Consider the following 21745-nt stretch of genomic DNA (forward strand, 5'->3'; position numbering starts at 1 on the left):
CGCCCGCATCGCCCAACGCCTGCTCGCCCTAACCGCAGCCATCTGGCACAACCGCGCCACCGGCCAGCCCATCACCCGATCACTGATCGCCTACGACCACTGATCAGTTAGGACTTACTCGTCTAGCAGTGCCCCCGATCAGAAGCAGGCTGAAACGCGACCTCGGCGCTGCTCTCGCCAGGCTGCGTCACGCAGCCAAGCTGGACGCTGTCGACGTGCTGCCGCACCTCGGCCGGGCACAGTCGACGCTCAGCCGGATCGAGAACGGCGATAGTCTGCCCAGCAAGCAGGACCTGGAAGCGCTGCGCGAGGTGTACAAGCCCACGCCTGAAGCGTGGGCGGACGTGCTGGAGCTGTGGAACGAGGCCAACGCCGACAAGAAACGACTGATCCTGCCGGCGCCTGTGTCGCCCAGCTTCCGTCGCTACATCAAATCCGAGCTGAAGGCTCGCCGGGCTGTGACGTTCCAGCCCTTGGCGGTGCCGGGCCTGACACAGGACGAAACGTACGCACGTCACATCGAAGACGAACACCCGCATGTCGGCGAGGAGAACCGCGGCGTGCCCGCCCAGCTGGTGGCTGTGCGCATCCAACGTCAGGCACGGGTGGAGCGAGGCGAGCTTGAGCTCGTCGCCTACCTGGATGAGGCGGTGCTGCACCGGACCGCCGGTCTCGGGGCAGACGGGAAGGCCCAGCTCCAGCGGGTGCTGACGATGGCGTCGTGGCCGAACGTCACGGTCCGGGTAGTGCCGTTCGGCTCTGGTGTGCACAGCCTGATGACAGGTCCCATTACGTGGCTGGAGTTCGAGCGAAAGGCCGACGAGCCAGAGGTGTATTTGGAGTACCCAGGCGGTGGGGCGTGGGTATCCGAGAAGGAAGTGCCCCGCTACAGGGCGATGCTTGATTCCCTGGAGCGTAAGGCGTTGCCGACCGAGGCATCGGCGGAACTCATCGCACGAGTAGCGAGGATCAAGACGAGATGAACTGGCGCAAGTCGAGCTTCAGCGGTGGTGGGGGGAACGAGTGTGTCGAACTCGCCTGCACCGACACCTCACGCCTGGTGCGTGACTCCAAGAATCCGACCGGACCGCGGCTGAACACCAGCCTCCCGAGCATGGCCGCCTTCCTGGTGGCGGTGAAGAACGACAGCCTCTGAGAAGTCCTGGACACAGCGAAGGACCCCGGCCGGGTGAGTAGCCGGGGTCCTTCTTCTATCTGCCGGGAGCGTGGCCCTCAGGCGCCGTGACGACGTTGAGCTCCTTGGCCTTGACGAACTGGAACGTTGCCGTCTTAGGTTCAACCAGAACGGCCGACCACTTCTCCATCGCCTGGTCCATCGCCTGCTGGACAAATGCGTCCATCTCCTCGAACGACATCACCCCGTCCGGGGAGGCAGGGCCGTGCTCGGCGAACTGCTGCACGATCTGCTCGTGCTTGTCCTTCTTGGACTGCTGAACCGCGGCGAGCTGCGACTCGTGCTGCTTCTTGCTCCACTTCCAGCCCATCGCTACTCACCTTCCTCGTCGTGCGCAGCGGCCGACTCGACCAGCATCTGTTCCACGCCACGGAACATGGCGCACACCCTGCACTTGCGGCTGTGGTGCATGCAGTCGTGGTGACCCGTCCTGTGCCAGAACCGAGCTTCGCGCCGGCGAGAACCGCACGGGCACCACGCCGTCGTGTCGCTGCGATCGATCCCGTCGGGAGACACGGTCAGTCCCCGGCCCCGTTGGCACGGGCGAGTGCCTCACCCCAGCAGCGGTCCATGTCCTGCTCGTACTGGAGGGTGGCGAGGAACGGCAACGCTTCCTCGGTGAACCACCCGTCGGGCGCGTTGGAGATCACGCTGCCCTTGGCCAGGCTCCCGCCGCCGTTGTAGTCGAAGTCACGCAGATCCGACAGCGGAACCCCGTGGCGGTGGAGCATGTGACCAACGATGCAACCAGGCACGTCGCCGTGCACGTACTTGCAGAACCCCACGTCGGCGGGGCCGGCCGGCTCGTACACGTAGCCCTCGCCGAACTCGGCCACCAGTTCGGCGGCCAGCTGCTTCGCCCGCTCCAGCGTCAGCGGAGAGAACGGAGTGCTCTCCGCCTGGGGAGCAGCAGCTTCGCTCTGCGTCCCGTTGAGGGGAGGGAACATCGACTCGTTGCTCACAGCGTCACCTCGTGGTTCTGCCGGCGGGAGGTGATGACCCGCACCCACTCGTGCTTGAGCTCGCACATGTCCTGCCACCTGCCCTCGTCGTTGAAGGGGCCGTTGAACCCGCAGTCCACGACGTCGCTGCGGATGTCCAGGCCGAGGATCCGAGCGCCGGTGTCGTAGTTCCCGAATACCTGGCCGAGGACGCAGTAGGTGCCGTACATGATGTCCAGCGTCGGGAGGTGGATGTGGCCGTCCCACCCCGGCTTCTTCTCGTCGAGCAGCGCCACGCCACGGGCCACACGAGTGGCCACGGTGTCAGTCTCGGTTGCGGCAGTCATTGGTCTCACCCTTCATTCTTCCCTTGGCGGGCAATGGTTCACTTCGCACGCTGACGGGATTCGAACCCGCATCAACCCCAACCCGGGCTGGGATCGTGTTCACCACGGGCCTCCGCCTTGGCCCTGTTACACGCACAGCGTCCGCTTCGCCGGCAGGCAGGACGGCTCAGCTTGTCGGCCCATCCACCCTCGGTGGCTGTGCCTGAGAACTCACGAGGGCAACCCAGTCCGGCGCCTGACCGGGTGGTGCACACCCCTTGCCTGCATTCGCGCAGTGGCCCGACTCGAACGGGCCGGGGGACCGTGATCCCCGCACCACTTCGGGCTTTCACCCGAGCTGCTCACCGCACACGCGGTTGCCGTGCAGCCGGCAATCCCACCCGGGGTCGTCCTCTTGCAGGTCGACGCGCCCACCGGGCGACTGCTCGTACTCGGGGTACCAATCGACCAGCTTCACCGCCCGTGCCGTGGTCGCTGAGGCCAGCGAGCAGCCACGGGCTGACTCGCCAGGCGGGCACGCTGTGCGTGCCGCGCTGACCTGAACCTCAGCCGCGGGGCGGAACATCACCACCCCCACGGCTGCGCCCGCCAGCAGGCTGCACAGGACCAGGAAGAGGGCCAGCCAGCCCACCCATCGGGGCGTCTCGAACGGCTGCGACATCACCGGTTCCCCTTCGCTGAGTAGACGCGGTAGGTGGAGTCCGGATCGATCGTCATGCCCCAGTTGCCCGGGCCGTGCGCGATGCGCCAGCCGTCCTCGGCCGGCAAGCCGACACGCGTGGGGTCGTAGGGCTCGAAGCTGAGGATGCGGTACGCCTTCCCCAAGAACTCCAGAACGTCGCCGGTCTTGAGCTCGCGCCCGGCAACCTCGGCCAGGTGCTCCATCACTCACCATCCACGTGGGACGTGACGCTGTAGCGGTAGTCGCGGTTGTCCTCGCGCATCGACTGCGCGTAGTCCTCAGCCCTGCCGTCCGTCGAGTCGTACAGTCTCGCCTCGACCCGCTGCCCGTCCGGACCCGTCTGGGTCACGGTGTGCGTGTGCTTCATCTAGCTCACCCTCTCCTGATCGGATTCGGCAGCACGCAGCCGGAGCTGCGCACCACCGGACTCGGTCAGACCGAGGCCTTCGGCGCGACGCTGACGGGCACCACGCGAGTCGACTCGTCGTGGCCGAGCGGGCAGCCGTAGGCCGCGCTGTGGTGCAGCGCGTACTGCAGTACGACTCCACGGCGTCGGACGTGGAGCTTGCAGCCGTGCTTGCACTCGCGCATGACCTGAACCTCGGACCAGTTGCCTGTCGGGCGGACGTAGAGCCGGACGTGCTGCGCGATCTCACGAGCAACCTCGGACACAATGCGGATCTTCACGGCGTACTCCTTGCGGGTAGGGGGAGGCGGGGGATCGCTCACCCTCGCCAGGGCACGGAACTCAGGCCGTGCCTCAGCGGCTATGGGCGATCAGCTGGCGACGTGAAGCCCACCGAAGTACCTCGCGTCGGCGTCGGTGTAGAACCAGCCGTCGTGCTCGCCACACGAGCACACCCAGCGGTGCAGGCCGTTGCGATAGGACGGATGCGGGTTGTCCGCCGGCTCCGTCGTGATGACGTGGTCCATCAGGCCACCGCCGGGAAGGCGTCGAAGTAGAGCTCCGAGGTGAGGTGCCACGACTGAAAGCCGTCTGCCCACTCCACCCACCAGCTGCCACCCTCGAACCCGGTGGCCGTTCCCTCCACGTTGTGACGACGGTGCATCACCGGACGGGGATCGATGTCCATGTCAGGCCTCCACCGTGGCCAGGATGTCGCTGCACTCCAGCAGCTCCACCAACGTGCGGGCCCACTCGTTCGCCTCAGCGTCCTTGCCGCACTGCTTGTAGGCCATCGCCTTAGCCAGTGCCCGGTTGATCTCGCTCCGGTCCATCCGTCTCACCCTCTTCGCTGTGGCCCGTTGCGGCGGGCCGTGGTCTGTCCTCACACAGACTGCTCTCATGTTGGAAACCCAGTCAAGTCACAGGATGGTAACGACGGTGGCGAGGCTGGTCAGGCCAGGTCGAGCGGTAGCCGGCAGCGAGACGGGGAGCAGGCGGGGACGGTTGCCGATGCTAAGCATCTAGTTGCTGTTGCTAAGTACTGCTGTTGTGGCACAGTCGTGCTACATACCCTCCGTAGTCGCCCTCATGGTATGTACCGACCCTGCATGGCATGGGGGTAGGGGTGGGGAGGGGGTGGGGGAGCTCTGCTGATCCTTCACATAACAGCTGTTCGTGACGATTCAGACCTCGGCGCGGCCAGGCCGGCCGCAGCACCGCCGCCGACCCCCGTGTTTGTTATAGTGTGTGAGTATATATATAACTCTCCGTACAAATTTCCGCGATAACGGTGGTACCGGGGGTAGTCACCGACGGGGTACCACGTCCCTGGCTGTGGTGGTGGGGTTCGGTGGTGGTAGTGGGGCGTGTCGACAGGGCTTACCCCTATCAGCCGCAGCGATCCACCGGACGTGCGGCCTACTGGCGCTGTGGGCGCCGCTGAGCGGGTTTCCGACCGATGAGGTGTACTGGGGAGGGTCTGTCGCTACGCGCCCACAGGGGCGCTCTGAGACGGTTTTGACCGAACTGCTCCAGTACTGAAAGTGCCGCCGAGTACACTTGAGCGAGCGAAGCGAGCGAAGCTCTTCCCCTACTAGTTCGGCGCCGACCCATGAAGGCGCCTCACCTCCACCACCGAGCCCCCAAAGGGCTCGGGTAGGGATAGGACGGTTGGCCTTCCGGGATCGGCCAACCTAAGTAGGTAGTACTTCGCGCGTATGCGCGCGAGGAGCAAAACCAGTCCCTGCCGAAGGACAAGAGCCCCCGGCTCGCTCGAGTGGATCGCTCGCCACCCCCATCAGCTCCCTGCCGAAGCGTCCACCCCAGACCGTTCCGCATGATCGTTTTCGCAGTACTGAAATAGCACATCCGTACAATTACCGACGTGGCCGTTGTGGCGGCCACTCGCCCAGAGGTTCCGAGCCATCAAGGCTCCCTCTGCTCGAAGAACCGGTCCCCTCCCGGTAACGACCCCCGGCGCCGCTACCCGCCGGGGGTCTTCTTCTAAAAGGACGGTTGTCGTTGCAGAAGACGTTGGACGTGATCGCAGCCAAGCGGGTGGTTCTCGACCATCTCGCTACTGGCGCGAAGGTCAACGCCTGCATGCTGAAGGTCAACCGCTCGCGCGAGACGTACCGCAAGTGGATGGCCGACGACGCCGAGTTCAAGAAGGCCGTGCAGGAGATTCGCTCCGCACTCGCCAAGGGCGAGAAGGCGAAGACGTCGGTCCCGGACTTCCCGGAGTTCTGCGAGAAGTACCTCAACATGCCGCTGCCCACCCATCACCTGCGGGCGTGGGATGTGGTGCAGGGCCACGAGCCGCGGGACTTCCTGCCGTGCATGCAGTACCAGGCCGGCAAGAACCCCGGCCGCTACCTGATGATGAACTTCCCTCCGGATCACGCCAAATCCACGGTGTGGAACGTGCAGTACGCGCTGTGGCGCATCGTGAAGGACCCGAACATCCGCATCATCACGGTGTCGAAGTCGCAGGGCATGGCGAAGAAGTTCTTGCGCCAGATCAAGTTCTACCTCGCCAACGCCAACCTGTACCCGGCGCTGCACGCCGCGTTCGCGCCCGAGGGCGGGTGGAAGAACGAGGACAAGTCCAGCGGTGACGCGTGGCGTGACGACATGATCTACGTCAAGGGTCGCGACGTCGCCGAGAAGGACCCGACGGTTCAGGCGCTCGGCATTGGTGGCCAGATCTACGGTGCGCGTGCGGACCTGATCCTGCTCGACGACATCGCCGACATCCAGACCGCGTCGGACTACGAGAAGCAGGCCGACTGGATCGGCCAGGAGGTCTTCTCGCGTCTCGACAAGCAGCACGGCCAGTTGATGATCCTGGGTACGCGCGTGGGCGCGGTCGACATCTACCGCTGGCTGCGTGATGAGGCCAAGTCGGCGGGACGGCCGTTCTACACCTACTTCGCCCAGCCGGCGATCCTCGAGAACTCGACGGGGCCGACTGAGGACTGGGTGGTTCTCTGGCCGGAGCGCATCGACGCCGAGGCGATCGAGGACGCGAAAGCGGCCATGACGGACCCGCGGCGGTTCTCGTTCGTCTACCAGCAGGAGGACGTCAACGAGTTCTCCGTGTTCCCGCCCAACCAGGTGGAGGCGTCCGTCAACGCCCGCCGGTTCGCGGGCCTGATGGTGAAGGAAGGCCTGGAGGGCTGGGCCCCCGGCCATCGTGAGCGCGGCATGGAAGGCATGTACGTGGTCGGGTCGTGGGACCCGGCCTCGTCGTCCGGCCGTAACGCGTTCATCATCGGCGCAGTCGAGCGTGGCAGCAGCAAGCGCTGGATCTTGGACGTGTGGAACAAGAAGGGCGTGACGTCGGCCGTCACGATCCCGAAGCTCAAGGAGCTCACGCTCAAGTACAAGGTGAACCAGTGGGTGGTGGAGAAGAACGCCGTCCAGCAGTTCATCACGCAGCTGCCGGAGATCCGCAACTTCCTCTCCGCCAACGGCTCGGTGCTCAAGGAGCACACCACCACGTCCAACAAGTTCGACCCGTCAATGGGTATCGAAGGCACGCTCGTGCCGCTGTTCCAGTCGTGTGTCGACCCCGAGTCCGGCCGCGCGCTACCTGACGGCCACGGCCTGATCGAGCTGCCGTCGCGCCGGATGGGCCCCGGCCAGAACGTCCACGTGCACGAGCTGTGCGAGCAGCTCAAGGCGTGGGAGCCCAAGAACGACAAGATCGTGCAGGACCTCGTGATGGCACTGTGGTTCTGCGAGCTCGGCATGAGGAACTACCTGCGTGGCGCCCAGGGCGACAACACGCACCTGCCGGGCCGTTTCACTTCCCGCCGCGGCGTTCGCTCGCGTGTCGTCATCCCGTTCGAAGAGGCCGCAGCCAAGGGGATGCTCCATGCTGTCTGACAATCTCTCCCGCATCTTCAGCCTCGTTCAGGAGCTGCGCAACTCCGAGCGCTCGGTGCATCGCGACCAGACGATGGACAAGGTCCGCCTCGTCCGGCGGGGCAACATCGACGAGCTGTTCCCTGACCTGTTCGCCGACGACATGCCGAAGAGCATTGTCGCCAACCTCGTGGACACCGCCGCCAGGGACACGGCCGAGCTGATGGCGCCGCTGCCGGCGCTGGCGTGCGCCTCCGGCAACATGACCTCGACCGCTGACGAGCTGCGCGCGTCGAAGAAGAACAAGATCGGCGCGTACTACTGGACGAAGTCCCGTGTCGCCGAGCAGATGATCGATTTCGCCGACTCGTACAACTCGTACGCGTTCGGCGTGTTCGAGGTGGTGCCGGACTTCGAGCACAACTGCCCGCGCATCCGGCAGGTGTCGCCGTTCGGCGTGTACTACCTGCTCGACTCCGACGGCGAGACGCGGGTGTACGTCAAGGTGACGAAGGCCCGCGCGCGCGAGCTCGCCGCGCTGTTCCCCGAGCACGCCACGAAGATCCTGTTCGACAAGTACGGCACGATGTGCGGCGGCGACGCCGAGTTGGAGCTGGTGCGCTACACCGACCGCAAGCAGACCATCATCTTCTTGCCGTCGCGCGAGCACTGCGTGCTCCAGCAGACGCCCAACCTCATCTCCCGCGTGCCGATCGTCATCGCCGAGCGCCCCGACCTCGAGGACACTCCCCGCGGCCAGTACGACGACGTCATCTGGGTGCAGCTGGCCCGCAGCGTCATGGCGTTGTACCAGCTGAAGGGCACGCAGGAGTCGGTGGAGGCGCCGCTGGCGGTGCCGGACGACGTGCAGATGATCCCGTTCGGACCCGACGCGGTGATCCGCACGCAGAACCCGCAGGCCGTGCGCCGCGTCAGCCTCGACCTGTCGCGCGACGTGTACATGCTGGGTGACCAGCTGGACCGCGAGATGAAGACCGGTTCCCGCTACCCGGACTCCCGCACGGGCGGGGTGCAGGGCAACATCATCACCGGCCGCGGCGTGCAGGCGTTGCAGGGCACGATCGACACGCAGATCCAGACAGCCCAGACGAAGTTCGCACGGGCCCTTGAGACGGCCACGTCGCTGTGCTTCGAGATGGACGCGGTGCTGTGGTCCTCGAGCAAGAAGACCATTCAGGGTGTCCTGACTGGACGGCCGTTTGAACTGACGTACACGCCCGCCAAGGACATCGGCACGTCGTGGACGTGCAAGGTCACCTACGGGTTCGCGGCTGGTCTCACGCCGTCGCAGGCGGTGGTGATGATGCTCCAGCTCCGCGGCGACAGCCTCATCGGCCGCGACACCGTGCGGCGTCAGCTGCCGTTCGACATCGACCCCGAAGAGGAGCAGCGCTCGGTCGACACCGAGCAGATGGAGGACTCTCTCAAGCAGGGGTTCTCGGCGATGCTCCAGGCGATCGGCCCGATGGCCGCGCAAGGTCAGGACCCGATCGCGATTGTGCGCAACGCCGCCAAGGCGATCGAGCTCCGCTCCAAGGGCAAGTCCCTCACCGACGCGATTCTCACCGCCCTCACGCCGCCGGAGCCCCCGCCCGGCGCCGAGATCCCCGCCCAGCCGGGCGCGCCAGCAGAGGAGATGCCTCCCGGACTTCGCGAGAACGGCCTCATGGAGGGCCAGGCCTACGGCCAGGCCGGCATGGCACCGGGCGGTATGCCCGCCATCTCCAGCCTGATGGCGGAGTTGCGCGGCGACCAGCCCCGGATGACGGCCGGCGTCTCACGCAAGCGCGCCTTGGGCGTCGGGTAAGGGGATCGCAGTGAAGATCGAAGTGATCGTCGAAGGCAAGTGCAGCATCTCGGTCCGTACCGCAGCTGACGACTATGCGCCACACGAGCTCGAGCGCGCCGCGCGTTCGCTCGCGCGCATCGCCACGCGTCTCGTGAAGGACACGCACGGCTCGCTGAAGAAGCAGCCGTTCGGCTTCCAGGCCGCGGCTCACACCGAGGACCAGTCCCGGTGTCACGACGACATTCCCGCCGAGCTCGAAGGCGCAGACCAGGAACCCGCTGGCTACCTCCCCGGAGGCACCCCCTTCTGCCGTCCGGAGTCGAAGCGATGACTGTTCCCGGCCCTGGCGCCTTCTCCAGCCGCAGCGACGTTGGCGGCCAGCCCATCCGTGACCTGCCCGACCCGCAGTACGGCGAAGCCACCGAGTACCGCGAGCAGCAGAAGGGCGCACCGCTGGCGGAAACGCCTGGTGTCCCCACCCCGAGCGTGCCGAGCGCGCGGGAAACCGGTCCCGCGGCGGCCTCCCCGGCCGTGCGACCCCCGTCGGTGCCGCTTTTTGCCGCCTCGCAGCGGCCTGACGAGCCGATCACGGCCGGCGTCCCATTCGGTGCGGGACCGTCCTCGATCGGCACCGAGCAAACGCCTCAGGCGTACGCCACGTCCAACCAGCTTCGCGAGTACGCCACGTCCGACCCGACGGGCGCGCTGGCGTGGCTGGCCAACATGCTCCACTCCCAAGGCCAGTAAGGAGGCGTAGCCGCCTGTGGCGAAGAAGTACTGGTGGCAGAACGTGGGCAACCCGGACGCGCTCGTCCAGGCTGCCGCCGCTCCCGTCTCCGATCAGCGCATCCGTGCCGCGACAGCGATCCGCTACGCCGGCGCGTTCCAGGACGAACCCGAGATCGCACGGGCCCTCGTCGACTCGTCCGTGCCCACCGCGCTGGCGATGCGCGCGTTCCAGGGATACAGCGCCACCAAGAAGCAGAAGGTGGCGGACGTGGCCGCGGCAGCGGGCTACGGCCCGAAGTCGCAGGAGCAGGAACAGAAGCCGATCACATCCACCCCGGCCGAAGAGGACAGCGACGTCCCGTGGTGGATGCCGAACGTGGCCGGCACACTCGGCAAGATCGGTCTCGCCATCGCAGGCGCGGCCAAGACCGCAGGTGAAGGCCTGCTCGAAGGCCTCAACTACATCGCCTCGCCGATCACCGCCTCCGCTCAGGCGGGCTACGCGTCCGACACCGACCTGGACCGCGGGTTGCAGTCGGCGAACGACGCCGTGCGCGGCATTCCGGTGGTGGGCGATTTGTTCGGCGGTCCGACCGCGGCCGTGACCGGCCTGGCCGGGTTCGTGACCAACACCGTCGAAGGCGCGGGGAAGATCGCTTTCGGCGGTACGGGGCAGCAGGTCGACGGCAAGCCCGTCGACGGCATCTCGGAGCAGCAGCAGGCGGACATGCGCCGCGCTGGGTACGACCCGAACAGCGCGGCCAGCCGCTACGCCTACTACTTCCAGGAGATCGGCGACAAGCGGTCGCCCGTGTCCGACTCGGCGGTAGCGAAGCTCAAGCAGCAGTTCGACCCCGGCGACGTGGACGCGGCTCGTGAGATCGTCGCCTCGGGCGCGCTCAACGACCTGGCGCGCTCTGCCCCCGCGCTCTCGGACCGTGCCCGCGGGCTGCTCGACCGCGCGTCCTCTCGGGACGCAGGCGCCGAGAGCCTCCTCAAGGCGATGGCCGACAACAGCCAGCTCACCTTCGGCGGCAAGCTGATCGAGAACTCCTCGCCGGAGCCGCCCAAGGTCGGCGAGATGTGGGGCCAGGGTTCGACGGAGCGCACCATCGGTGCGGCGCTGTCGGACCTCGTCGTGTACTGGTACGCCGACCCGCTGGTGGGCGCGGGCGCCCTCAACAAGGCGGCCAAGTTCGACGCGTGGGGCGTCGACATGTCCAACTTCGACAACGTAGCGGTAGCCATCCGGGCGTCCGACGAGAACTTCAAGCCGGTCGGAGCGGTCGCGAAGCGGTTCGACCAGGCGATGAACGAAGCCGACCTGATCGTCCGTCTCAACCAGACCGGCGTGGCTGAGGACGCCGTCGAGGCGGGGCAGCGGTACGCCTCGTGGCTCAAGCGCTACCCGTCGATGCGTGGTGCGTTCGACACGTTGATCGGCATGCGGTCCGGTGCGATCGGCAAGCTGCGCCTGCGCAACGAGGACGAGGCGGCGAAGGAAGCCGAGCGCGCCCTCGAGACGGGCCGGTCGGCGTCGCCGTGGGTGATCGAGGCGCCGTCGGACGGCAAGCCGCTGTGGTCGTTTGTGGACGCTGAGGGCAAGCTGCTCGACGATGAAGCCGCCGCGGCCGAGCGGGCCAAGGTGGCGGACGAGATGTCGGCGTTCCTCATCGCCGAGGCGTACTCGTCCGGCCGCGAGCTGACCGGCTCGCGCCTGCTCATGCCCGGCCAGTTGTCCTTCAACGGCGCTCTGCGGGACAAGCTGGGGCGCTGGGGCATGGACGCGCTGATGTACCGCGACGAGTCGGTGATGCGCCAGCTCGACGAGACACGGCACACGATCGACCTCGACAACGTGTCCACCGACCCGTCGGGTCGCTACGAGGAGCTGCTCAACCCCGCCTCCGCGGAGTGGATGCGCAGGGACTACACGTTCGGCGTCGGGCACATGTTCGCCCGCGGGTGGAGGATGTTCGAGCGCACGTTCTCGGACATGACGATCAACCCCGTTGACCCCAACTCGGCGGCCGTGTTCGGCCGTCTCGTCAACCAGTTCATGCCGAAGCGCCAGGCTCAGATGGTGACGTCGCAGTACGCCGCGGCCAACCCCGGCGAGCGGTACGCGATGCTGCGCCAGACGATCGGGTCGTTCCTCAACGTCATGAACCTGCGCAACACGCCTGAGGCGCAGGAGCTGGTGGAGCGCCTCACCAAGGGCTTGATCCCGTCCGACCAGGCCATCAACGGCTACCGCGCCGGCGGGCGCGAGTGGTACACCACGCCGGACAACAACAACATCCGCGTCGGTGAGCACCGCATCGCAGCCGCCGTGCACCCGTGGCAGCTCAACGAGGGCATCGTCCTGCCGAACTGGCGCGAAGTGCGCGCCCTGGTCGACCGCGGCAAGGTGCTCAACGCCGTGCTCGGCACGGTAGGCCCGTGGGCCAACAGCCTCAACCAGACGTACAAGGCGTCGAAGACGGTCAGCCCCGCCAACGCGGCACGGCAGGCGCTGGAGGGTTTCGCCTTCACCGCGTGGCGTGATCCCGCGGTCCTGGCCGGCTACCGCAAGGCCCGCGCGGCTGTGCGCGCGGACACGCTCACCGCCAAGGTGAACGACAACGACTTGCAGCGCCTGGCCAACGACGTCACCAACTTCAACGCCGGCGACCTCGACGTGCTGGAGCACGCCCGCCGCACCAGTCCCGAGAAGTACGCGGAGACGATGCGGACGCTGCTGCGCAACAACGGCTTCGACGAGCAGCACGCCGACGTGCTGACCCGGTTGGGCGAGGGCGTCGACCTGACCGGCTTGGCGTCCGAGAACACGTGGGGCGTGGCCCGCCTGGCGATGGCCGGGCCGCTCGACTACGTCCGGAAGATCCGCGCCGAGCGGGCACGGCGCATCGGCGGCGACGTCAACGACACGCCCCTGTCGCGCTACCTCGACCAGGAGCTGGCCGCGGCGTACACCGAGAACGCGTTCAAGCAGCTCGGTTCCGCGGCCGACAACTACGTCACGTCGTCGGAGCGCATCGACCGTCAGGCGCGCGAGCAGGTGTTCTCGGGTGCTGGCCGCGGCTTCACGCTGCGCCCGGCCAAGCTGAAGAACGCCTACAAGTGGCTGGGCACCAAGGGCAAGATCAACCACGACATGTGGGGGATCGAGCTCGGCAAGCGCCTCGACGACGAGATCGGCCGCCAGGTCGCGCAGGCGATCGCGCAGAACCACCTCGGCCAGGCAACCCACGACATCGACGACATGATGTTCCGCCTGTTCACCGAGGACGAGCTCGGCGCGGGCATGCGCACCAACTCGGCCCGCATGCAGTACCTGCCCAACGGCGAGCTCGCTCGCTCGGACGCGGAGCGCCAGATGGCCGCCGCACGCGCGGCGCAGGACGCTGTCGACGACCTCGTGCACCACCTGGGCGGCACGCTCACCCGCGACGCGGAGCGCGGCCGGGTGGAGATCCGCTTCAACGACGAGTCCAACCCGCTGCTGGAGAAGATCGCCGCAGGCGAGCGGCCGACCGTGGACGACCTCGCGCAGCTGCCGCATGACGTCTACCCTGAGGGCCTGGTGCACACCATCCAGACGCCCATGCCGGGTGGTGACGGCTCGATGCCGCAGAAGCTGGCGAACCTGTCCAGCAAGGCCTACGGCGCGGTCGTGGCCAAGCCGCTGGCGCACATGGTGTTGCAGCCGCTGTACCTGGCGGAGAAGCGCATCGCCTACGGCGAGGTTGAGCCGCTGATGCAGGGTCTCATCGACCGTGGCCTGACCGAGGGCATGGCCGCCTACCTGTTGGAGACGATGGCGAACAACCGCGCCATCGCACGGACGTTCCTCGTCACCGACAACCCGTCGGAGCGGTCCGTGTTCTCCGAGCTCGGCGACAAGTACCTGATGTTCCAGCGTGCCAACGAGGACTTCGTCCGCCGACTGGTGAACGCCACCAAGGCCAACCCCGGCGCGCTGGCCCGCGCCAACCTGATGATGACGACGGCCGCCCACACCGGCGTCGTGCACTACGAGCCGCAGCAGGACGAGCAGGGCAACACCGACTACCACCTCACGTTCACCTACCCCGGCTCCGCGCTGGCGCAGCGGGTCTTGATGGACTCGATGGTGGCTCTCGGCCTCGCGCCTGAGGAGGCGCTCCGCGTCCCCCAGTACGACGGCCTCAAGAGCCAGGTGCGGTTCCTCAACCCCGGTGCGGCCAACCCGATCCAGTTCTCCGCCAACCCCGTGTTCGGGTGGGCGATCTCCGGCATGGAGAAGATCTGGCCGGCAGGCACGATCGAGCTGGAGCGCCTACGCCGCGGCCTCCAGGGCGGCGAGGACTACGGCGCCGGGCAGTCGACGCTTCAGCAGCTGACGCCGGCGGCGTTGCAGCGGTTCATCCCGCTGATGCAGAAGGACGACGCCGACGGCCAGTTCGCTTCCGCGTTCCGCACGGCCGCCATCTACGCCGAGGCGGCCGGTCAGCTGCCGGGCCCGGACGCCAGCCCTGAGGAGCGCGCCAAGGCGCTCGACGCGTTGAAGGCGACGGCTACCAACATCCTCACCCTGCGCGCCATCACGGGCGCGTTCCTGCCCGCCTCGCCTCAGGCCGCCGACCCGAACGGCGACTCGTCCGACAACCTGCCGGACGTCGACCTCCTGGGTCGCATGCAGCAGCTGCCGAACCTGCGTGGCGAGTGGTTCGCCATCAAGTCCGAGTTCGCGAAGAAGTACCCGGACAACTACTCGCGCGCCATCGGCGAAGCGCAGGTGGAGTTCGCGAAGCGCTACCCCGGCGAGCTGATCGTCAACCCCGAGGCTTTCAACGTCGGCACGGTGAAGACGGCAGGCGAGAACGTGTCGGGCGTGCCGTACACGATGGACGGCACGAGGTGGATGCTCGACAACATCGCGCTGATCCGGTCCAACCCGACAGTGGCGCTGGCCCTCATCCCGCGCGACACCGCCAACGGCGACTTCAACAACGAGGCCTACAAGCTCCAGCTGAAGGCCGATCTCCGGACCCATAAGGATCTGGAGCAGTTCTACAATGATGTGACCCTGGCGGCCGACATCACCGAGTTCAACACCGTCCGCAGCGGCTACTTCGCCGCCGCGCGGGAAGGCAACTCGAAGGCCGTCTACGCCAAGATGGACGCGTGGGAAGACGGCTGGCGCCGCACCCACCCGCTCGCCTCCGCCGAGCTGGACCGCCGGGCCGAGCCGAACTTCACCCACGCCGAGATGGCGCCGGCGCTGGAGCGCATCGCCACGGGGCAGGCGAAGCTGCCGAAGAACATGGAGTCCTACCGGGACGACATCGGCGAGATGTACCAGGACTGGGCCACCTACCGGGACAAGTACCTCAAGGTGTCGTTCTTCGACAACGGCTCCCGTGCGCAGCTGAACAAGAAGTACCGCGAGACCGGCAACCAGAAGTGGGGCAGCACACCCTTGCGTCACCTGTGGTCCCTGATGAACGTCTACGAGGTGAACTAACAGATGCCGATGCTCGCAGCGATCGAGTCGGGCGGGGCCGCCCCCGACAACTCCGGCTCCATCAAGAGCCAGGTGCAGCAGGCCCAGGCGGCGATGGCACAGCACCGCGCCGCCGAGCGGGCCATGTACCCGTTCAACCCCAACGCCGCGGCCACGATCGCGGCCAACGTGCAGCGCCCCGCGCCGCAGCAGCAGGCGGCGCCGGTGTCGAAGCCGGTCACGCTGTACCAGCAGCCGCAGACCTCCCGCGGGCGCATGACGCCCGGCCTGCTCGGGCCGGACGATCTGATGCCCGGTTCTGACGCCCCCGGCGGCATGCCGACCATCAGCCGCGACAAGCTGGGCCTGCCTGAGCCGATGCTCGGCGGGGACGCTCCCGCGGGCAAGCGGGAGGAGAAGCTCGGCAAGGTCACCGACGGCGACAACCTGGATCTGCTGGGCCGGGAGAACCAGAGGCAGTACGGCTCCGAGCAGTGGGTGAAGCGCAACATCACGCAGCTCGTCGAGGACATCGACAAAGACCCGGCCATCACGGCGCAGCGCAAGAACGTGGTGCGCCAGATGGTGGAGCTGTTCGGAAAGGACATCCACTCGCGGGTGTGGCGCACCGAGGACATCGCCGTCAACCCGGTGCTGCGCGAGCTCACCAACCTGTCGACGTGGTCCCGCTACCGCCGCGCGGTGTCGGAGTGGCAGGCCAACAAGAACAAGCTGGGCCAGGAGACCGAGGACAACGGCGACGGGTCGTTCAACTCGCTCATCACCGGCTCGTTCAGCCAGAAGACCGGCACGGCCAACGTGCCTGGGTTCATGGTGGCGAAGGACAAGAACGGCCTGCTGTACGTCACCGACGTCGACACGTGGATCAACGGCAAGATCTCGGACATGAAGAAGGACCCGAAGCTGGCGGCCGACACCATCACGGCGCTCGCTTCGATCCAGGCGTACGGCTCGGACTCGTCGAGCAACAACGCCGCGTCCCGCGTCGTGGTCGGCCCGGACGGCAACCCGGAGAAGGCGTTCATCTCCAACGAGGACTACACGGCGCTCAAGAACATGGCGCTGCTCGCCGTCAACTCGCAGACCGTCGGCAACGAGGAGACGCTGGAGGACTTCTTCTCCAGCCTCACCGCGCAGTCTCAGGCGGTCGTGAACGACCCGAACTGGGAGGTCGGGTCGGATGGTGGCGGGGGAGGCTTCCGACGCGGTGGTGGCGGCTACGGGGGCGGTTACGGCGGTGGCGGGGGTGGTGGCGGTGGTGGTGCCGTCCGCTACACCGACAGCGAGCAGCTCGGGGCACAGGTCGACGCCATCGCGCGGCAGCGCATGGGCCGCTCGCTCACGCCCGAGGAGCGCACCGAGTTCGTGGCGTACTACCACCAGCTGGAGGAGCAGATGACGGCGGCGTACTACGCCGGCGGGTCCACCACGCAGCTCGACCCCGAAGGCCAGGCGGTCGGGTGGATTCAGTCCCGCTTCGGCGTGGAGCGTGGCGCGTACCAGTACGCGAACATGGCCGCCCAGTTCATGAAGATGATCGGGGCCGGTGGCTTCACCGGCGCGCTGGGAGGCTGATCGCTGATGACCATCCCTCTCCAGTACTCGACGGAGAAGCCGACGCCTGAGCAGATCAAGGCGTCATACGGGTTCGTGGCGTTGATCGCCGAGCAGATCCCCGAGATCGGCTCGCTGATGCAGCAGGCGGTCGACGGGCAGTGGACGGCTGACCAGTTCTCCCTGAAGCTGGCCAACACCACCTGGTGGAAGAACACGCCCGACCCGCTGCGCCAGTGGACGGTGAAGAACATCGCCGACCCAGCGTCGGCGGCGCAGGAGATGAAGGCCGGCGCGCAGTCCATCTACAACACCATGATCGAGCTGGGGATTCCGACCGACATCGGGATCACCAACAAGGCGACGGTGGACGACAGGCTGGCGCAGCTGTGGCTTCAGTCCAAGCTCCAGGGCTTGGACGACTCGGGCACGCGATCGTTCTTGTTCCGCGAGATCGCCAAGCCGCGCAACAACATCATGAACCCCGGCGGCCGGTACGGCCAGCTCATCAACAGCATGTACACGATGGCGGCCGACTACGGCTACGGCAGCCAGAACCTCGAGCACGAGATCTACACCTACGCCAACGAGATCATGCTGGGCGGCGCGAGGGCTGAGCCCGAGGCGTTCAAGTCGAAGCTCATCAACTACGCCGCGTCGAAGTACGCGCCGTTCGCGGACAGGCTCCGCGGCGGCGAGACGGTGATGGACATCGCCCGGCCGTACATGGAGGCGTACGCGCAGACGCTGGAGCTCAACCAGAACGACGTGGCGCTCAACGACGGCCTGATGCAGAAGGCGTTGCAGGGCAACGGCCAACAGGCGCAGACGGTGTGGCAGTTCCAGCAGGAGCTGCGCAAGGACGCGCGGTACGGCTACACGAACGGCGCCCGCAAAGAGGCGGCGTCGACACTTCAGGCGATCGGACGAGCGTTCGGAATGGTGGGGTAACCGATGACTGCGCCAGCGCCGAACTTCGACAACAACGCCTTCGAGATGCTGACCGCGCAACTGCGCGCGTGGGGTCTCGAGTCGCTCACTCAGGTGGTGCGGGGAATGCTGGTCGCCGGCGACACCGGCGACGTCATCCCGATCAAGCTCCGGCAGACGGCCGAGTACAAGGAACGCTTCTCCGGCAACGAGCTCCGTCGCCGCGCCGGGTACGCGGCGCTGTCGGAAGCGGAGTACCTGTCGATCGAGGGCTCATACAAGTCGATCGTCCGCCAGTACGTGGGCGCGGGGACGTACGACACGAAGGACAACTTCGACAAGTGGATGGCGACCAACACCAGCCCCGTCGAGCTCAACCAGCGCTTCGAGTCGTACCGTGCCGAGTACGACGCCAGGCCCCAGGCCTGGAAGGACATGTGGGCGGCGCAGGGCTTCACGCCCGCCGATGCGATCCGCACGGTCGCCGACCCGTCCGTGACCGAAGCGGACCTGAAGCGGAAGCTGTCGGCGTACTCCATCACGGGCGAGGCGTACAGCGCCTACTCCGGCTACCAGTTCGACCTCGGCCGCGCCGAGGAGCTGGCGTCGTACGGCGTGACAGCGGAGCAGGCCCGTAAGGGCTTCCAGGACGTCTCTCAGCGGCAGCGCAACGACGAGATGCTGTTCACCATGTCCGGCGACTCGACGAACCGCACAGAGCTGGAGAACGAGGCTCTACTCAACGACCAGTCGGTGGGTGCTCGGCGCCGCAAGGCGGCCGGTGAGGAGCAGGCGCGGTTCAGCGAGAACTACCTGGGTGTCCAGCAGGGCGGCTTGTCGCGGCAGTCGTCCGGTCAGTACTGACACAGTACTAGAGCGGCGCTCTAGTACAATATCCCTACCCGCCAGGTTCGCTCGTCGGCCTGGTTTTAGGGGCGTAGCTCAACTGGAAGAGCAGCGGTCTCCAAAACCGCCGGTTGCAGGTTCGAGTCCTGCCGCCCACTGCGCCCGTCTACGCCAACGCAGAGCGGCTGGATTCAAGATCCAGTGGATGGCGGTTCAAATCCGTCGATGGGTACCTGGAAGGTATCGCCCAGTGGTGGGCAACCCGGCTCGAAATCGGGCACGACAGGCTCAGGCCTGGGGGTTCGACTCCTCTACCTTCCTCTCCGGCGCCACGTGTCCGAGGTGGCAGCCGTGTAAACGAATCGGACGTCGGCACATCCTCCCCGGTATCCCCTCGCCGGTCGGAGCGCGCCATACAGAGGGCGACAGGAGAACTGAATCATGAGCGACGACTTCCTCACCGACCCCGGTCAGGACGCTGACGGCTCGGCACTGCGCAAGTTCGGCACGGCGCAGCAGAAGCGCGCGGACGCGCTGGAGGCGCAACTCAAGGAGTTGCAGTCCCAGTTGGCCGCCCGTTCCCGCAAGGACGTGCTGGACGAACTCAAGGTCCCCGAGGGGATCAGGAAGTTCTACACCGGTGAAGCGACCTCGGACGCCGTCAAGGCGTGGATCGAGGAGAACAAGACGGTGTTCAACTTCGGCGCGCAGGACGCCCCCGCCGACGACGCCGCACCGTCCAGCCAGGACGGCAACGGGAGCCAGATCCCCGCGGAGATCGTGGCGCAGCAGCAGCGCCTCCAGGCCGCGGCAGACGCGGCCCGCGACAACGCCGGCTCGGTCGGGTTCGACGGCTTCAAAGCCGCGGCGGCACAGCTCATGAGTTCGGGTTCTCGGCCCTCCGAAGCCGACCTGGACAAGTTCCTCGGGCAGTACCTCGGGGCTGGAAGCCTCGACGTCCCCCGACAGATCTGATCGTCCGGTCGGCCACAACGCCCCTGAAAGGGATAGGCAATGGCCGACGTCAACACCACGTCGTGGACCGACTTCGTCGAGACCGCCTTCGACACCAAGGTGTCGTGGTACATGATGGCGATGCCGCAGTTCCGGCAGATCGTCGACAAGCACCCCGTCGCGCAGGCGATGCCGGGTGACGTCGTCACCCTCTCCATCCACAAGAAGCTGACCCCAGACGCCACCCCGCTCGACGAGACGCTGGACGTCACCCCCGTCGCGCTTCCGGCGCCGCGGCGCGTGTCCGTCACCCTCAACGAGTACGGCCGCACGGTCCGCTCCACCAACAAGCTCAACAAGCTCGCGTTCACCCGCACGGTTCTGTCGGACATCGGCCAGCACGTGGCCGACGACCAGGCCGAGGCGATGGACCTGCTGTACAAGAACCTGCTCGACGCCCACACCGCGAACCGCCTGTGGACGAAGAACGACGGCACGTTCGGGTCGACCGACCCGACCACCAACTACGGCGTCATCAACGCCAAGGCGATCGCGGGCGCGTCCTCGCTGCTGAAGCGGCGCCGCGCGGAGGCGCGCGACGGCAAGAACTACGTCGCCCACATCCACCCGGACGTCGCGTACGACCTCCGCCTGGAGACCGGCAACACCGCGTGGGTCAACCCGCACCAGTACGTCGACACCGCCGAGATCTACTCCGGCGAGCTCGGCACGTTCCACAAGGTGCGGTTCATCGAGAACGACCGCTGCACCAAGGTCGCGGGCTCGCCGAACCTGTACAACACCTACGTGCTGGGTCGCGAGGCGCTGGTGGAGGCGGCGGCTGAGCAGCCGCACACGGTCGTCGGCCCGGTGGTCGACAGCCTGAAGCGCTTCCAGACGGTGGGCTGGTACGCCCTGCTCGGTGGCGCTCGCTTCCGCGAGAACTCCATCCAGATCATCAAGTCCACCTCTGCTCTGGACGGCATCGGCGGCGCGGTCGACTACTCCGCCTGACGTAAGGCGGTGATCCGCTGATCTCGGGATTCCCCGGCCCTGGCAACGGGGTCGGGGATTTCTCGTTTCCAGCAAGGAGTTGAACATGCCGACGTGGCGTCTACGCCCACCATCGCACACCTGGAAGTGGCCGATCCGCGGGTCGCTCTACCACGAGCTGACGGTTGAGTCGCATGTGGCGGGTGACGACGAAGTCCTCACCACGTACGCCGACTCCGCGGAAATCCCCCAAGACCTGCCCCACATCTGGCTGGGCGGGCACATCAACACCACCACGGACCCGTCCATCAGGGACCTGTGGGAAGCCAACGGGTACACCGTGGAGGTTCTCTGATGGGACAGAAAGTCGAGCTGACCAAGCGGGTCTCGTTCCCGATGTTCACCGAGACGGCGACGGCCCGCACCGCCACCGGCAACGGCACGGCGCTCACGCTGCCGGATGACGTCGCCGAGCTGTTCGTGGGTATCGACATCACCGCAGTGTCGGGCACCACGCCGACACTGGTTGTGCAGGTGCAGCAGCAGGACGCCAACGATGTGTGGCAGACGCTGGCCGCTACGTCGTCGCTGAACGCGACAGGCCAGGCGACCCTTCACCTGCCGGCGGGGTCGTTCGTTCTGCTGGGCGGCGGTCAGGCGCGCATCCGCTGGGTGATCGGCGGCACGACGCCGAGCTTCACCTTCCGCGTCGGAATCCACGGGCGGTGAGTGATGGCGTGCAGGAGTGGATGCCCCACGCAGGATCACGAGAACTGGGGCGCGTGTACCCGCGCCGCCAACCTCCAGGTGCAGCCGGACATCATGGGCGCACCCGCGCGCCGCGGGTGGGACGGTGAGCTGAAGGCGTACGCCGACGCACGGCGTCAGGGCTTGCAGCCATCGGGTACGACGATGCCGAAGATCCGCCAGGCGGTCGAGGCGGCTGACGCATGAGGCGCATCAACGGAGTTGAGCGCCC

General features: G+C 66.9%; 24 protein-coding genes, 2 tRNA genes and 1 pseudogene. 17 read left to right on the top strand and 10 right to left on the bottom strand.

The genetic code is table 11. The annotated features are described in order from the left end of the window. The 3 genes and pseudogenes from QSK25_RS44765 to QSK25_RS44775 all read left to right on the top strand — a co-directional run. Positions 1–103 (top strand): annotated as a pseudogene (locus QSK25_RS44765) (IS982 family transposase); the annotation flags it as partial. A 25-nt stretch (positions 104–128) separates the two neighbouring features. Continuing rightward, entirely contained in the window at positions 129–983 is an 855-nt protein-coding gene (locus QSK25_RS44770; protein ID WP_285647757.1) for a helix-turn-helix domain-containing protein, read from the top strand. Further along, a complete protein-coding gene (locus QSK25_RS44775; RefSeq protein WP_285647758.1) occupies positions 980–1156 on the top strand; it encodes a DUF397 domain-containing protein in 177 nt (58 codons plus the stop codon). Before QSK25_RS44770 ends, QSK25_RS44775 begins: the two co-directional genes overlap by 4 nt. A 55-nt stretch (positions 1157–1211) precedes the next feature. Here the strand turns inward: QSK25_RS44775 and QSK25_RS44780 are convergent, their stop codons facing one another. The 10 genes from QSK25_RS44780 to QSK25_RS44825 form a co-directional block, all read right to left on the bottom strand. Next, positions 1212–1505: a hypothetical protein gene (locus tag QSK25_RS44780; protein ID WP_285647759.1), complete on the bottom strand. Its 294-nt coding sequence runs from the start codon at positions 1503–1505 to the stop codon at positions 1212–1214. A 208-nt stretch (positions 1506–1713) separates the two neighbouring features. Continuing rightward, positions 1714–2157, bottom strand: coding sequence for a hypothetical protein (locus QSK25_RS44785; protein WP_285647760.1), 444 nt, complete (start codon positions 2155–2157; stop codon positions 1714–1716). Next, complete coding sequence (locus tag QSK25_RS44790) at positions 2154–2456, bottom strand: hypothetical protein (RefSeq protein ID WP_285647761.1); 303 nt, start codon at positions 2454–2456, stop codon at positions 2154–2156. Before QSK25_RS44790 ends, QSK25_RS44785 begins: the two co-directional genes overlap by 4 nt. Positions 2457–2811: 355 nt before the next feature. Further along, complete coding sequence (locus tag QSK25_RS44795) at positions 2812–3144, bottom strand: hypothetical protein (protein ID WP_285647762.1); 333 nt, start codon at positions 3142–3144, stop codon at positions 2812–2814. Then, complete coding sequence (locus tag QSK25_RS44800) at positions 3144–3368, bottom strand: hypothetical protein (RefSeq protein ID WP_285647764.1); 225 nt, start codon at positions 3366–3368, stop codon at positions 3144–3146. Before QSK25_RS44800 ends, QSK25_RS44795 begins: the two co-directional genes overlap by 1 nt. After that, on the bottom strand, positions 3368–3532 hold the full coding sequence (locus QSK25_RS44805; protein WP_285647769.1) for a hypothetical protein: 165 nt from the start codon (positions 3530–3532) through the stop codon (positions 3368–3370). The genes QSK25_RS44800 and QSK25_RS44805 overlap by 1 nt, the downstream gene beginning before the upstream one ends. A gap of 65 nt (positions 3533–3597) precedes the next feature. Further along, the gene (locus QSK25_RS44810) at positions 3598–3852 is read right to left on the bottom strand and encodes a hypothetical protein (protein ID WP_285647771.1); all 255 of its coding nucleotides are present in this window, start codon (positions 3850–3852) and stop codon (positions 3598–3600) included. A gap of 90 nt (positions 3853–3942) precedes the next feature. Next, positions 3943–4098, bottom strand: a complete 156-nt coding sequence (locus tag QSK25_RS44815) for a hypothetical protein (protein WP_285647773.1) — start codon at positions 4096–4098, stop codon at positions 3943–3945. Further along, positions 4098–4259 carry a hypothetical protein gene (locus QSK25_RS44820; RefSeq protein ID WP_285647775.1) on the bottom strand — a complete coding sequence of 54 codons (162 nt, stop codon included), beginning with the start codon at positions 4257–4259 and terminating at the stop codon, positions 4098–4100. The genes QSK25_RS44815 and QSK25_RS44820 overlap by 1 nt, the downstream gene beginning before the upstream one ends. Before the next feature lies 1 nt (position 4260). Then, a complete protein-coding gene (locus QSK25_RS44825) occupies positions 4261–4404 on the bottom strand; it encodes a hypothetical protein (RefSeq protein ID WP_285647777.1) in 144 nt (47 codons plus the stop codon). 1189 nt (positions 4405–5593) lie between these two features. Between QSK25_RS44825 and QSK25_RS44830 the strand changes: the two genes are divergently transcribed. The 14 genes from QSK25_RS44830 to QSK25_RS44895 all read left to right on the top strand — a co-directional run bounded on the left by QSK25_RS44830 (position 5594) and on the right by QSK25_RS44895 (position 21495). Further along, the gene (locus QSK25_RS44830; protein ID WP_285647779.1) at positions 5594–7462 is read left to right on the top strand and encodes a hypothetical protein; all 1869 of its coding nucleotides are present in this window, start codon (positions 5594–5596) and stop codon (positions 7460–7462) included. Further along, a complete protein-coding gene (locus QSK25_RS44835) occupies positions 7452–9269 on the top strand; it encodes a hypothetical protein (RefSeq protein WP_285647781.1) in 1818 nt (605 codons plus the stop codon). The genes QSK25_RS44830 and QSK25_RS44835 overlap by 11 nt, the downstream gene beginning before the upstream one ends. A gap of 10 nt (positions 9270–9279) precedes the next feature. After that, the gene (locus QSK25_RS44840; RefSeq protein ID WP_285647783.1) at positions 9280–9582 is read left to right on the top strand and encodes a hypothetical protein; all 303 of its coding nucleotides are present in this window, start codon (positions 9280–9282) and stop codon (positions 9580–9582) included. After that, entirely contained in the window at positions 9579–9998 is a 420-nt protein-coding gene (locus tag QSK25_RS44845; protein ID WP_285647784.1) for a hypothetical protein, read from the top strand. The genes QSK25_RS44840 and QSK25_RS44845 overlap by 4 nt, the downstream gene beginning before the upstream one ends. 16 nt (positions 9999–10014) lie before the next feature. Beyond that, a complete protein-coding gene (locus QSK25_RS44850) occupies positions 10015–15489 on the top strand; it encodes a hypothetical protein (protein ID WP_285647785.1) in 5475 nt (1824 codons plus the stop codon). Between the two features lie 3 nt (positions 15490–15492). Next, a complete protein-coding gene (locus QSK25_RS44855; RefSeq protein ID WP_285647786.1) occupies positions 15493–17064 on the top strand; it encodes a hypothetical protein in 1572 nt (523 codons plus the stop codon). 6 nt (positions 17065–17070) lie between these two features. Then, positions 17071–17994 (top strand): hypothetical protein, encoded by a 924-nt coding sequence (locus QSK25_RS44860; RefSeq protein ID WP_285647787.1) that lies wholly within the window; start codon positions 17071–17073, stop codon positions 17992–17994. A 3-nt stretch (positions 17995–17997) separates the two neighbouring features. Further along, positions 17998–18837, top strand: a complete 840-nt coding sequence (locus QSK25_RS44865; protein ID WP_285647788.1) for a hypothetical protein — start codon at positions 17998–18000, stop codon at positions 18835–18837. A 67-nt stretch (positions 18838–18904) separates the two neighbouring features. Further along, positions 18905–18978 (top strand) — tRNA-Trp (locus QSK25_RS44870). A gap of 1 nt (position 18979) precedes the next feature. Next, positions 18980–19051: transfer RNA gene (locus tag QSK25_RS44875), tRNA-Leu, on the top strand. A gap of 209 nt (positions 19052–19260) precedes the next feature. Next, a complete protein-coding gene (locus QSK25_RS44880) occupies positions 19261–19794 on the top strand; it encodes a hypothetical protein (RefSeq protein ID WP_285647789.1) in 534 nt (177 codons plus the stop codon). Positions 19795–19833: 39 nt separating this feature from the next. After that, positions 19834–20787 (top strand): N4-gp56 family major capsid protein, encoded by a 954-nt coding sequence (locus QSK25_RS44885; RefSeq protein ID WP_285647790.1) that lies wholly within the window; start codon positions 19834–19836, stop codon positions 20785–20787. A gap of 85 nt (positions 20788–20872) precedes the next feature. After that, positions 20873–21121, top strand: a complete 249-nt coding sequence (locus QSK25_RS44890; protein ID WP_285647791.1) for a hypothetical protein — start codon at positions 20873–20875, stop codon at positions 21119–21121. Beyond that, the gene (locus QSK25_RS44895; RefSeq protein WP_285647792.1) at positions 21121–21495 is read left to right on the top strand and encodes a hypothetical protein; all 375 of its coding nucleotides are present in this window, start codon (positions 21121–21123) and stop codon (positions 21493–21495) included. The genes QSK25_RS44890 and QSK25_RS44895 overlap by 1 nt, the downstream gene beginning before the upstream one ends. The last annotated feature ends 250 nt before the right edge of the window (positions 21496–21745 follow it).

Origin of the sequence: Lentzea sp. NBRC 102530 (assembly GCF_030269365.1) — a bacterium.
Taxonomy (GTDB): domain Bacteria; phylum Actinomycetota; class Actinomycetes; order Mycobacteriales; family Pseudonocardiaceae; genus Lentzea.